This is a genomic window from Propionicicella superfundia DSM 22317 (genome assembly GCF_000423465.1).
In the GTDB taxonomy this organism is placed as follows: Bacteria; Actinomycetota; Actinomycetes; order Propionibacteriales; family Propionibacteriaceae; genus Propionicicella; species Propionicicella superfundia.
Map to the genome: position 1 here is coordinate 27927 of NZ_KE384024.1, position 12936 is coordinate 40862.

At 68.4% G+C, this 12936-nt stretch carries 11 protein-coding genes; 6 read left to right on the forward strand and 5 right to left on the reverse strand.

Annotation, left to right across the window (positions count from 1 at the left end):
- Positions 1-181 precede the first annotated feature (181 nt).
- Positions 182-1165, forward strand: coding sequence for a quinone oxidoreductase family protein (locus G555_RS0116460; RefSeq protein WP_028709700.1), 984 nt, complete (start codon positions 182-184; stop codon positions 1163-1165).
- 15 nt (positions 1166-1180) lie between these two features.
- On the opposite strand, the gene G555_RS22695 is transcribed toward G555_RS0116460, so the two are convergent.
- Positions 1181-2152 carry a sugar-binding transcriptional regulator gene (locus G555_RS22695; RefSeq protein WP_169337948.1) on the reverse strand — a complete coding sequence of 324 codons (972 nt, stop codon included), beginning with the start codon at positions 2150-2152 and terminating at the stop codon, positions 1181-1183.
- A 658-nt stretch (positions 2153-2810) separates the two neighbouring features.
- On the opposite strand from G555_RS22695, the gene G555_RS0116470 reads away from it, so the two are divergent.
- The 3 genes from G555_RS0116470 to G555_RS0116480 all read left to right on the forward strand — a co-directional run bounded on the left by G555_RS0116470 (position 2811) and on the right by G555_RS0116480 (position 6103).
- On the forward strand, positions 2811-3581 hold the full coding sequence (locus G555_RS0116470) for an SDR family NAD(P)-dependent oxidoreductase (protein WP_028709702.1): 771 nt from the start codon (positions 2811-2813) through the stop codon (positions 3579-3581).
- 43 nt (positions 3582-3624) lie between these two features.
- On the forward strand, positions 3625-4347 hold the full coding sequence (deoC, locus tag G555_RS20805; protein ID WP_051209518.1) for a deoxyribose-phosphate aldolase: 723 nt from the start codon (positions 3625-3627) through the stop codon (positions 4345-4347).
- Positions 4348-4534: 187 nt separating this feature from the next.
- Positions 4535-6103 (forward strand): FGGY-family carbohydrate kinase, encoded by a 1569-nt coding sequence (locus G555_RS0116480; protein ID WP_036923611.1) that lies wholly within the window; start codon positions 4535-4537, stop codon positions 6101-6103.
- Between the two features lie 328 nt (positions 6104-6431).
- Here G555_RS0116480 and G555_RS21555 read toward each other — a convergent pair whose 3' ends face one another.
- Entirely contained in the window at positions 6432-7058 is a 627-nt protein-coding gene (locus G555_RS21555) for a TetR/AcrR family transcriptional regulator (protein WP_051209521.1), read from the reverse strand.
- A 229-nt stretch (positions 7059-7287) separates the two neighbouring features.
- On the opposite strand from G555_RS21555, the gene G555_RS0116490 reads away from it, so the two are divergent.
- Positions 7288-7986: a hypothetical protein gene (locus tag G555_RS0116490; protein ID WP_028709704.1), complete on the forward strand. Its 699-nt coding sequence runs from the start codon at positions 7288-7290 to the stop codon at positions 7984-7986.
- Positions 7987-8087: 101 nt separating this feature from the next.
- On the forward strand, positions 8088-8216 hold the full coding sequence (locus tag G555_RS23270) for a hypothetical protein (protein ID WP_281168211.1): 129 nt from the start codon (positions 8088-8090) through the stop codon (positions 8214-8216).
- Positions 8217-8255: 39 nt separating this feature from the next.
- Here G555_RS23270 and G555_RS21560 read toward each other — a convergent pair whose 3' ends face one another.
- From G555_RS21560 to G555_RS20825, 3 genes are read right to left on the reverse strand one after another with little or no spacing between them, the layout of a single operon-like run.
- The gene (locus G555_RS21560) at positions 8256-8849 is read right to left on the reverse strand and encodes a TetR/AcrR family transcriptional regulator (protein ID WP_051209523.1); all 594 of its coding nucleotides are present in this window, start codon (positions 8847-8849) and stop codon (positions 8256-8258) included.
- The gene (locus G555_RS21565) at positions 8842-11577 is read right to left on the reverse strand and encodes an MDR family MFS transporter (protein ID WP_051209525.1); all 2736 of its coding nucleotides are present in this window, start codon (positions 11575-11577) and stop codon (positions 8842-8844) included. Before G555_RS21565 ends, G555_RS21560 begins: the two co-directional genes overlap by 8 nt.
- Before the next feature lie 41 nt (positions 11578-11618).
- Positions 11619-12497, reverse strand: coding sequence for a Cof-type HAD-IIB family hydrolase (locus G555_RS20825; RefSeq protein ID WP_051209528.1), 879 nt, complete (start codon positions 12495-12497; stop codon positions 11619-11621).
- Positions 12498-12936: the final 439 nt, after the last annotated feature.

Genomic DNA, 12936 nt, shown 5'->3' on the forward strand with positions numbered 1-12936 from the left:
GACCTCCCGAACCCCCACACCCCAACCCCTGTGGACAACCACAGCGTGGAGGGTTCATGTTGGACTACCAACAACAACCCTCCACACTGTCCGGCGGTGCTGTCTCGACGGGCAGTGCGGCCCACGGGTCACGCTGTGACCCCTGCTGACGCCGCTGCAATCGGCGGATAGGGTCGGCGCCATGCGCGCAGTGGAGGCCCGCGAAGCGGGCGGACCCGAGGTTCTCGCCCTGGTCGACGTCCCCGACCCGACCCCTGGTCCCGGCGACGTGCTCGTCAGGACGTCCGCTGCGGGCGTCAACTTCATCGATACCTATCGGCGCGCCGGGGTCTACCCCATGCCGTTCCCGCACATCGTCGGCAGCGAAGGCGCCGGGGTCGTACAGGCGGTGGGTGAGCACGTCTCCGGCATCGCACCCGGCGATCGAGTCGCCTGGTCGGATGCTCCGGGGTCGTACGCCGAACTCGTCGCCGTGCCCGCCGAACGGGCGCTCCTCGTCCCGGCCGGCGTCGATCCCGATGTCGCTGCGGCGCTCCCGCTGCAGGGCATGACGGCTCACTACCTGACGCACTCCACCTACACCGTCCAGCCCGGGGACGTCGTCCTCCTGCACGCGGGCGCGGGCGGGGTCGGGCTGTTGCTCACCCAGCTCGCCACGGCACGCGGCGGCCGGGTCATCACGACCGTGTCGACGGACGAGAAGGAGGAGTTGTCCCGTGCGGCCGGCGCGGTCGAGGTCATCCGCTACGACCGGCTCGACAACCTCACCGAGCAACTCCCGCCTCTGGTGCGGAAAGCCGCCGGAGGCGGAGTCTCGGTGGTGTACGACGGGGTCGGCCGCGCGACGTTCGACGCCTCTCTCGCCTGCCTGCGGCGGCGGGGCACGCTCGTGCTGTTCGGCGGGTCCAGCGGACAGGTGCCCCCGTTCGACCTGCAGCGCCTGAGCGCCGGCGGATCGCTGTACGTGACCCGCCCCACGCTGGGGGACTACACGGCCACGACGCAGGAGCTGCGCTCACGCGCCGGCGACCTGTTCGCCGCGGTGCTGGCCGGGACGCTGAACGTCCGGATCGGCGCCCGGTTCCCCCTCGCATCCGTCGCGACGGCCCACCGGGAGCTGGAATCCCGCGCGACGACCGGCAAGGTGCTCCTGATCACCGAGTGAGGGACGGCGCAGGAATCAGCGCCCGTTGGCCTTCATCCACGGCTCCTCGGACAGTCCTTCCTCGCCCAGGATGTACGCGGCCGTCTCGGCGTCGGTCACGAGGACGTCGATCAGCCCGAGCTTGAGCGCGATCGCGACGGCCTTGTGCTTGGTCCTGCCCCCGGCGATGCAGATCTTGCGCGGAATGGCCCGGAACTGCTCGTCGGTGATCGACACCGACCGTCCCGAGACCGCTCGCCCGCAGTTCTCCCCCTCGGCGTTCAGGAAGCTGATCGACAAGACGTCGCAGATCGCGCCCTCGGAGCGCAGGACCTCGATGTCGTCGGTCGTGTGGTACCCGGCGAGGCTCAGCGTGCTGTCGGGCAGCGTGGGGTCCTCGACGCTGAACAGGCAGGTCCCGGCCGCGGCAGCGGCCTCCAGCGTCGCCGAGATCGACGGCGTGCCCTTCAGCACCGCCCGCTCCTCCTCGCTGTTGGCAAGCGCCGGGCTGAAGACCCTGCGGGCCGTCCCGCCGGTCCGTTCGGCCAGCACCTCGGCGATCGAGTTGGCGTGAACGTCCAGCCCCAGCCCCTCTTGCCCCCCGATCAGCGGAATGAACTGTGCCTGTGGAAAATCGGCTGAGATGAAGTCCGCCGTCTCCCGCAGCGTGCGCCCGCACCCGATGGCGACCTTCTCGTCAGCCGCCAGAGCAACAGCCAGGTAATCGGCGGCGGTCGCGGCTATCGAGTGGCGCGCCTCTTCGACCGAACCGTCCAACGGATCGCAGATAACGAACTGGACATTCCGACGCAAGATTCTCAGCGCGGATTCCATCTCAGGAAAAAAACCGTGGAAATTGATGTTCACGGAAACTGTGCCGTCGCTGCGCGCCTGCCGAAGGATACGTGATACACGCAAGCGGTTGATCCCCAGTCGGCTCGCGATCTGCTGCTGGGTGAGACCCTTGTCATAATAGAGGTAGCACACGCGAGCGGGGGAGATGAACACGCTGTCTCCATTTCTCTGAGCGATGCGGCAGGCGAGGGCACCAACAGCCGGATGACGAGCCGACGATATCACCCGGCGATCCGGGAACCGTCCAGCAGGGTGTTGGGACCGAACCGACATCTCTCCACCGGCATCCCGATAGAGACAGCAGCCATGCTCCGCCCGGGAATACCGCGTTCGGACCCCAAGCCCCCGGACACGGCATGGGCCGGGCTGCGACCCGCATCCGATCCATCCTGGGGTTCGCCCTCGCCCCGCACGGAGGCGGGGCGGAGTCGCACCGACCCCGCTCACCACCGCCCGGGCCCGCGAGGCCATATGACCCAGAAGCCCACAATGCTTGGGCTCCGCCGACGTCGAACCTGCCGCCACGACTCCCGAGACAACATTTGACACTCCCATGATCATTAGATACCGTTCTGAGCATGCTCGCGTCATCTGATGCGAGAGGTACCCGCGATCGAGGAGGATCCGTGAGTCACAAGGTCTCGACGGCCCCTCGCATCGGCATGACCCGGTCACGCCGCTCGTCGCGAGTCCTTCCTCCATCCAGGCCCATGCAGGCCGGGCCCCCGGAAGGGACTGCTCCGACGGAGCCCCTTCCACGCCCGGCCACGCGTCGAACCGAACTGGATGAAAAGACTGAAAGGTGTGACTCATGGCTCAAGAAAGTCAACGACTGGCCGGCGACGTCGCCGTCGTCACGGGAGCGGCCTCCGGCCTCAGCCGAGGAATCGCCCTGAAACTGGCCAGAAACGGGGCGGTCGTCGCGTGCGCCGACCTCAACGCCACGGGGGCCGAGGAAACCGCTCAATCGATTCGCGCCGAAGGTGGAGACGCATTCGCGGTGCGCATCGACATCGGCGACTCGGCGGACGTCAAACGGGCGTTCAAGGAGGTCAACGACCGGACAGGGAAGATCACCATCCTGGTCAACGGCGCCGCGCTCATCAAGTTCAGCCCCATCGAGACCTGCACCGATGAGGAGTGGGACCAGGTCGTGCGGGTCGACCTCACCGGCTGCTTCTACACCCTGCGCGAAGTGCACTCCTACATGAAGGCCTCGGGCGGCGGACGGATCGTGCAGATCTCCTCGTCGTCGGCGAAGTCCGGCTCAAGCTTCGGCGGCCCCCACTACACGGCGTCCAAGGGCGGCGTGATCAGCCTCTCGAAGTATGCGGCGCGGCGCTGGGTCAAGGACAACATCCGCGTCACCACGATCTGCCCCGGCATCTCCAACACGCCCCTGGGGAACCACCCCGATTCCCCGCGGAAGATCGAGGACTTCGTCAAGGACATACCCATGGGCAGGGTCGCCGAGCCCGAGGACATCGCAGGCGTCGTGCTCTTCCTCGTCTCCGACGAGAGCCGCTATGTGACCGGCATCACCGTTGACGTCAACGGTGGGCGCGAGGTCTACGGCAACTGAGCGAGAACCCAGAACCTACCTCAAGACAGAAAGCAGGACGACAATGATCAAGGTACGAGGCGAACAACTCACACGCGCTTCGCTCGCGAAGCACATCGACTTCTCGATCCTCCATCCCGATACCACCACGGCGCACATCCTCGAGGGAATCGAGGTGTGCAAGCGCGATCTCTACAACTCCTTCTGCGTGAACCCGAACTACCTCTCGCTGGTGGCCGAGGGGCTCAAGGGCGTCGACGTGGCACCGAGCGTCGTTCTCGACTTCCCCTTCGGCAGCGGCACCCCCGCCGTCAAGAAGGCGGCGGCCGCCGACATGATCGAACGCGGCGCCGAGGCGCTGGATCTGGTCATCGACGTCGGCGCGCTCAAGGACGGGAACTACGATCTCGTCACGACCGAGATCAAGGACGTCGTGGCCCTCGCCGGGCCTGCGATCAAGACCAAGATCATCATCGAGGCCGCGCTGCTCACCGACGACGAGATCGTCGCCGCAGCCAAGTGCGTCACCGATGCCGGCGCGACGTACATCAAGAGCTCCACCGGTCGCCACGGCGGGCCCTCCCTCCGGACCGTCAAGCTGATGCGCGATTCCGTCCCGGAGTCGGTCGGCGTGAAGGTCGCGGGGACGGGCGCGTTCTGGACGTCCTCGATCGCTCTGGGCTGCCTCCTGGCGGGCGCCGACCTCATCGGCACGCGGTCCGGCCCCGCGATCCTGGACGACCTGCCCCTCCTGGAGCAGATCTACGCTCCGGCGAACCTCGGCTGAGGCACTTCCCCGTCGGCTCTGGCCGACACCTCGGTGTGGGGCACGCCACCGACGACGCGCCCCACACCGGAAGATGCCGGGGTGGCAGCCCCGGCGGCGGGGTCAGAGACGATCCCGCATCGGTCCACGCACGAGTAACGACGCTCGCGCTGCGTGGCTCAAACCTCCTCCGGAAGGGGAGATTCACATGGAGAAGACGTACGTAGTAGGAACGGATGCCGGCACGACGGGTGCCCGCACCGTCATCTTCACCGCCGAGGGCAAAGAGGTGGGCAGCGCCTACTTCGAGACACCGACGCGGTTCCCGCAGCCAGGTTGGGTCGAGCAGGACGCCGAGGACGTTGTGAACCTCGCGTATCGATCCACGAAGACGGCGATCGAGAAGTCCGGCATCGACCCGGCCGACATCGCTGCGATCAGCTTCACGAACATGCGCTCCACCTGCGTCCCGGTCGACGCGAACGGGCAGTACCTGAGCCACATCTTCATCTGGCAGGACCTGCGCGGCACGGAGATGATCCCGTGGATGCGCGAGCGTCTCGCCGCCAACGGCATGACCGAGATGGACCTGTACAACATCACGGGGTTCCCGATCAGCGCCGTCCCGCCGTCGTCGAAGATCTACTGGTACAAGAAGCACTTCCCGGAGCTGTACGAGAAGACCGACACGTTCATCACGCCCCAGGCGATGCTGTTGCGCGCCTACGGGGCCAAGGACGACTGGTACGACGACAACACCGACGCGGGTTGGTGGCAGATCGCCAACGCGGACACGTTCGAGTACGACGAGCGGATCGCCGAGATCTTCGGCGTCGACGTCGCGAAGTACCCCAACAACTACCGGCCGGGAACCCAGGTCGGGACGGTGACTCCCGAGGTCGCGAGCCTGACCGGCCTGCTGGCCGGGACGCCTCTCATCCTCGGGTCCGGCGACCAGCAGTGCGGCGCGATCGGCGTCGGCAACGCCGAGGAGGGTCTGGCTTCGGTCAGCCTCGGCACGGCCGGCCTGTGCATCGGCTACTCCTCCAAGCCGATCCGCCATCCCGAGGGCGCCAACCACATCCTCGGCCACCCCGGGACCGGGCACTGGCAGATGGAGGGGCACGCGAGTGCGGCCGCGTCCGCGTTCCGCTGGCTCCGCGACTCGATCGGGCAGCTCGAGCGGACGACCGCGTCGGTCATCTCGGCCGATGTCTACGACCTCTTCACGAGGTCCGCCGAGGGCTCGCCCCCCGGCGCGAAGGGGGCGATCTTCCTGCCCTGGCTGGCCGGAGCCGCCTGCCCGTACTACGACTCCTACGCCCGTGCGGCCTTCGTCGGCATGACGTTCGCCCACGACAAGGGAGACCTGGTCCGAGCCGCCATGGAGGGCATCGCGTTCGAGATGCGTGACATGCTGGAGGCGCTCAAGCAGGGCGGCCTTCCCGACTTCAAGTACTACCGGGTCACCGGTGGCGCCGCGCGCTCACCGCTGTGGAACCAGATCCAGGCCGACATCTACAACGGCCCGGTCGAGACGGTCGAGACGTCCGAGGCCACGGCCCTGGGGGCTGCGATCCTCGCGGCGATGGGCGTCGGCATCTACTCCGATGTTCACGAGGCGATCGGGAACATGGTCCATGTCGCGGACCGGTGGGACCCGATCCCCGAGAACGTCGAGACGTACGACGAGATCTTCGGCATCTTCCGCAACACCTACAAGGCGCTGAAGACCGACGTGTTCCCCGCGATCTCCCGATTCCAGGGCGTCGCGTAGGGCATCGAACCATCGTCCCCCGGTCCGGACCATGCCCAGCCGTACCGGGGGACGGCCGGCACCGCGAGAGAAAGGAACGCACAGCACACGTCGAGTCGTGACTCTTCGTCGGATCACCGACCTCCGGCTCCCGCTCATGGATGACCGCAGATCATCCGGGAGCCGATTCCCCGACCGTCGTCCGGGGGACCGCCGCCCGAAATGGTCCCCCGGACGGCGCGCGTTCCGACGCGCAGTGCCTCGGCGTCGCGCGATGCGTCCGCCGCCACGGGCCGTCCGCGGGCCGACCGGGCGGGGTGCGTTCCGAGCACGGGCGGCGTCCGAGCGGTCAGCCGGTCCCCGCGTCGTCGGCCCCGGGGCCGAGGGCCGCCTGCCGGCGGGCGAGCAGCGCCGGCAGGTACTCGGGGCGATCGCGGAACGCGACTGCGGCGTCGGCCGCGAGATCGGCCACCTCGCCGGCGGGAACGACCATCCCGCGCTCGATCCACTCCATGGCCAGGGCCGCGATCCCCCCGCTCTGGTATGTCACGAGCGCCGTTCCGCCGTGGGGTTCCGGCGCGGCGGCGCGTTCCCCGGGCGCGTGTTCGAGGAGGCGCGCCTGGTAGTGCCACAGGGCTTCGAACAGGATCCCTCGCAGCCGCGGCTGGCCGAAGACCCGCAGTTCGTGGGCATGAGCGCCCAGCGTGCCGAACAGAGCGCGATAGGGCGCGTTCGCCCCCTCGCCCCGATGGCGCAGCGCCTCCGCCTCGAACTCGTCGAACAGGCGCTCGAAGTACGCCGTGAGGACACGGTCCTTCGTCCCGAAGAGCCGGTAGAAGCTCTGCCTGGACACCCCGGCGCGCTCCGCCAGCCGACCGACCCGGATCTCTTCGTAGGGGACGTCGACGAGCAGTCCCGCGAAGGCGTCCAGCACCAGCCTGCGGGTCCGCTGCACCTGCTCGCGGCGCGACGCCATCGCGACCTCCTGCTCCCGTCGGGTTGTTCGAAATCTAGCCGGTCGGGGCGGAGGCGGGCCCGACGCCTCCCCGCGCGAAGACGAAAACTGGAGCATTTGTCACAGTTAGCCTCTAGGCTGGAGGCCACCGACGTGCAGGCGACGACGCCGCGCACACGTTCAGGCGCAGCAGCCGGCTGCGGCGGGAAGCTCCGCCGCCCGCTGGGCGCCGAGAGGAGGATTCAGCGAGATGAAGATCGAGTGCGACGGACGCCTCGTCGCCGCCACAGCGGTCGCCGCGCCCGTGGCGGCCGTCATGGGGTTCACCCGGTACGCGAAGCAGTACCTGGTCGCCCCCGAGGACGCCGAGGGTCCGTACCCGGGAGACGAACTCCTCACCGACGAAGGGGCATCGACCACCACCATGGCGATCGAGATCGACGCCCCGCCCGAGAAGGTCTGGCCGCTCATCAACCAGTTGGGGCAGGACAAGGCCGGCTTCTACAGCTTCTCGCTCTTCGAGAGAGCGGTCCACTTCCTCATACACAACACCTACACGCCCCAGGCGCGGTGGCAGGACACCACGACCGGCGACTGGTGCTTCTACGGTCAGCAGGGGATCGGGCACGAGATCGTCCTCCACGAACCCGGAAAGCACATCGTCGGCCTCTCGGACTCCCGCAAACCCCCGACCCAGGACGGAGCCATCGCCTGGATCCCCGCAGGAATGAGCGACTTCGCATGGACCTGGGGCTTCTTCCTCGAACCGCTCCCCGGCGACCGCACCCGGTTCGTGACCCGCTCGACCGCCTGGGGGGTCATCGTGAACAAGCTCCAGGCCGGGATCGTGGCCGGGCTCATGTGGGGCTGGTCCTCCGGCGTGATGCAGACCCGGATGCTGCAGGTCATCAAGGCCTGCGCCGAGGACAGGTGGTTCCTCAAGATCTGACCGTCACGCGCGTCAGAGGTTCGCTCGCGACTCCGGGCGTTCCTCTCCGCAGCGGCTCCGCCGCATCCGCCCTCGCCACCGACACACCAAGGAGAATCCCGATGTCCGAGAAAGCCCGCACCCGTCGCTGCCACGCGTCGCCGTCCGTCTGGATCACGCTCGTCGTGGTCGCCGTCCTCGTGGCCTTGTCGCCGACCTTCTTCGACCGGATCTGGGGTCGGCACAGGTAGACGACCACCGGGCGCTCCCGCTCATCCGGTGCGCCCAGCTCAGCCGACGTGCCCCGAGATGAGCTCCTGCATCGCGGCGATCTCGGCGAGCATCCGCTGGACGAGGTTGTCCGGCGACGCCGCGCCGGGACGCCGCACGGCCGCGTAGATCGCCGATGTCACGATCCCGAAGGCCAGGTCGGCGGCGTGCTGATCCCCGGTGCGCTGCTCGATGAGGTCCACCAGGGGTTTCCTGCGGCGCTGCATCTGCTGCCAGAGCGCAGCGGTCAGTTCGGGCCGCTTGCGGAACAGCACCTTGATCGCCGCGTAGTCGGCGGGCAGCCGCAACGTGCTCGCGACGAGGACGCACGTGTCCGCGATGACCGTGTCGCCACCGGCCAGGAAGCGGGCCCGCGCCTCGTCGCCGATCTCCACGTCGACGAGGTCGAAGGCCGCCGCGATCTTGCTCGGGTAATAGTTGAAGAACGTCCGTGGCGAGATGCCGACCTCGGCGCAGATCTCCTCCACGGTGATGCCGTCGAGACCCCGCTCGACGGCATGGCGCAGCGCCGCCTCGTGGATCGCGCGACGCCTCACCTGCTTCTTGCGTTCGCGCCAGGAGTCGCAGGTGCCGTCGGCGGTGGTCTCAGTCATCCTTCGCTCCGGTGTCCGCCGCGGCATCCGCCACCGGGTCGTCCGGGCCGTCGCCTGCCCGGCCCGCGGCCTCCGCCCGCTCCTCGAGCGCCGAACGTGAACGCAGCGGGGGCACGCGGAAGAACCAGGTGAGGACGAACGCCGCGAGCATCACGCCGAGACCGATCCAGTACACGGTGACGACCGACTGGGTGAAGCCGACCATGAACGGCCTGGTGAGGCGGGCGTCGGCCCCGTTCAGGAACGACGTGTCGCTCGTGTCGGTCTGGACCTCCGTCGTCCCGTCGCCGGAGCCGATGCCCTCGATGAGCTTCGGCGCGACCTGCTCGACGATGGCGGCGCGCTGGGCCGGATCGCTCCAGTCCACGGCGAGCCTGCCGTCGACCACGCTGAGATGCTGCTCATCGGCGGCCGCCTGCAACGCCTTCGCGAACGCCGCCGGGGTGAGTTCGGCGACCTTCTGGTCGATGACCTTGTCCACCTGGGACAGTTGCGTCGCACCGGCGGTCAGCTTCCGACTGCCGGACGCCGCCTGTGCCGCGCCCTCCGAGAGGCCCGTGCCCGCCGACGCCGCGGTCGATGCGCCCGAGGCGAGCTGGGAGGCTCCGGTCGACAGCTCCTGCAGCCCCGAACGGAGTCGCGCCGTACCGGTGGACAACGACTTCGCGCCGCCCTCCAGCGACGACAGCCCGCTGGCGAGCCCCGTCGTGCCGTTCGCGCCGTTGAGGTACGCGCTGGTCGTGTACACGCTCGTCCCGAGCTCTTTCATGGCCGTCTGGAGCGCCGACTGATCTGCGGTGAGCTTCGTGCACGCGGTGCTGTCACCGGACTGGCACGTCTGCTGATCGGCCGACAGATCCGCCAGCGCCGTCTGCACGGCGGTGAAGTCGGTCGTCGCCCGTTCGGCCTCGCGTGCGGCCGTCGCACCGGCGCTGCTGGCCTGCGACAGCCCTGTCGACAACTGGCTGGCACCCGAGCTGACCTGCGCGGACGCCGTCGCCGCAGACGACGCGCCCGTCGCGAGCTGCTGCGCACCGGTGCTGATCCTCGCCACGCCGGTGACGTACTGCTCCGTGCCGGACTGCAGTTTGTCGAGTCCGATGCTCAGGGACGAGACGCCGTCCGCGAGCTGCGCGGCGCCCTTGGCCGCGTTGGCATGGACCGCGGCGGACACCTGCTCCTTCACCGCCGCGGTGACCTTGGTTCGCACCTCCTGGGTGGCCGTGGCGAGGTTCTGGTCGACCTGCGTCCTGACCTGTTCGGTGATCGGCGTCCACATCTTCTCCATGACCGCCTGGTTCTCGGGGGCCGCGGCGACCGCGGGGTCGAGCGCGGCGTCCAGGGCGGCGGTCAGGGTGGCCTTGTCGGAGAACGAGGTCGTGACGTTGCCCGGCAGGACGCTGAACAGGACCGACAGGAGGACAGCGGTTCCGAGGGTGCCGCCGATCTGCCGGAAGAAGGTGGCGGAGCTGGTGGCCACGCCGATGTCCCGGGCGGGCGCCGACGCCTGCGCCGACAGCGTCAGGGTCTGCATGAGCTGGCCGAGGCCCAGCCCGATCACGAACATCGCGATCATCATGAACCACAGCGGCTTGTCGATCGAGATGGCGGTGAGGATGAAGAATCCGATGGACGTCGTGAGCGTGCCGGACACCGGGAAGACGTGGTATTTGCCGGTGCGCATCACGATCTGCCCGGTGCCGATCGACGCGATCATCAGCCCGGCCATCATGGGCAGCGTCGCGAACCCGGATTCCGTCGGTGTGAGGCCTTCGACGATCTGCAGGTACAGCGGGATGGTCAGCATGGCCCCGAACATGCCGAAGCCGATGAGCACGCTCAGCACCGTCGTCATCGAGAACGCACCCGAGCCGAACAGCCGGATCGGGATGATCGCGTCGGCGCCCATCGCCCGCTCGACCAGGATGAACGCGAGCAGCCCGGCTCCACCGATCGCGTAGCAGGCGATCGCGGCCACCGACGTCCAGCCCCATTCACGTCCCTGCTCCGCGACGAGCAGCAGCGGCGTGAGCGTGCCGACGACCAGCGAGGCGCCCCACCAGTCGATCCGCGGGCGGGCATCGCGGGCGAAATGGGGGATGTGCAGGAACGCGAACACCATGAGCAGGGCCACGATCCCGACGGGGACGTTGATCAGGAACACCCAGCGCCAGCCGGTGATTCCGAGGATCTCGCCGCTGCCGGCGAACAGGCCGCCGAACAGGGGGCCGAGGACGGCCGACACCCCGAACACGGCCAGGAAGAAGCCCTGGTACTTGGCGCGCTCGCGGGGAGCGAGGATGTCGCCGACGATCGCCAGTGGCAAGGACATCAGGCCGCCCGCGCCGAGGCCCTGGAAGGCGCGGAAGCCGGCGAGCATGAGCATGGAGGTGGAGAAGCTCGACAGGAGCGAGCCCGCGATGAAGATGCTGATGCTCAGGAGGAACAGCGGGCGGCGCCCGAACAGGTCGGACAGCTTGCCGTACAGCGGCGTGGTGACCGTGGCGGAGATGAGATATGCCGTCGTCACCCACGCCTGCTGGTCGAGTCCGTGCAGGTCGTCGCCGATGGTCCGGATCGCCGTGCCCACGATCGTCTGATCGAGGGAGCTCAGGAACATCCCGGCCATGAGCCCGTAGATGACGAACGTCACCTGGCGCTTGCTCATGAGCGGCCGAGACTCGCCCTCGACGATCTCTTGGCCCGCCTCGCTCACCGCGACAGACATCGAAACCTCCTCCGCGACCCGACCTGGGCAGCGGAGTTACATTACTGCAAAATTGCGGGACTGCAATATGCGGTCGCGGAGGACTCGGAGACGAGTCCGTGGCGGAGGAAGGCGAGCCACAGTCCGTCCTCGTCGGGGGTGGCCGTGACCTCGTCTGCGACGTCCATGACGGCGCGGGGCGCGTTGCCCATCGCGATCCCGACGGCGGCCTCCTCCAGCATCTCGAGGTCGTTGTAGCTGTCCCCGATCGCGATGGTGTCGACGCGGTCCACGCCCAGGTGCGCGATCGCCGCGTGCATGCCGATGGCCTTGTGGACGCCCGCGATCATCAGTTCCCCGCTGCCGGCGCCGAGAAGGTCCGTGGACGACGGGAGCACCTCGATCGTGCCCGCGAACTCCGCACGGATGGCGTCCGCGGACACATCGGCGCCGAAGTACATGATCTTCATGATCTGCCCGGGCAGCGGTCCGGGGTCGACGATGTGGTCGAGGAAGCGGAACGGGCCGCCCCGCATCTCCGCGGCGACCTCGGCCGTGGCCGCGTTTCCGAGGACCTGGCGGCGCAGCCTGGATCGCGTCTCGGCGGTCGCGTAGATCACGTCGTTGGCTTCGAGGTAGATGTCGGTGCCGTGCGATCCGAAGAACTCGATGGCGTGCCGGACGTCCGCGTCGGCGAAGACGCGGTGGGCGACGACCTCGTCACCGACCTGGACGTACGCGCCGGCTCCGAAGATGTATCCGTCGAAACCGATGTCGCGGATCCCGGGCCACAGTTCGGCCATGCAGCGGCCGGTGCACAGGAAGACACGATGGCCGCACGCCCTCGCTTCGCGCACGGCCCGTGCCGCGCTGGCGGGCACCTGCGCGTGCTCGTTCAGCAGTGTGCCGTCCACGTCGAGGAAGACCGCCTTGCGAACCATCCCGCTCCTCTCGATCGACCGGCGCCCGCGATCGCGTCCTGCGCGGGGCGCGCCGATCGCGCCCGACCGCGCCTGCCGGTCCGCCCCACAGGCTATCGTCAGCGGACCCGGTTCCCGTCGTCGTCCCCGTGCGCGGGCGGTTCCGGCGATCGCTCCCGAAACCCGCCGGCGACGCATTTCCGGCGCCGGTCGGCGCCCTCGGCATGTGCCCGAATCCCCACGACACAGGCGTTGTGGATTCGACACCCGGATTGTGTGACGCGTCTAACTCTGAGTTGTGCGTAGACACACCCCACGGCGATGGGACAGCCTTGCGGCGAAGGGGAGTAGTTCCGTTCGAACCGTGAGTTCGAATGCGGTGCGTCGACATACTGGCGGTCATTATGGACTGCCCGGCGTAACACCCCACATCGTGGGGCGAGCGAGACCTTCGGCCTTT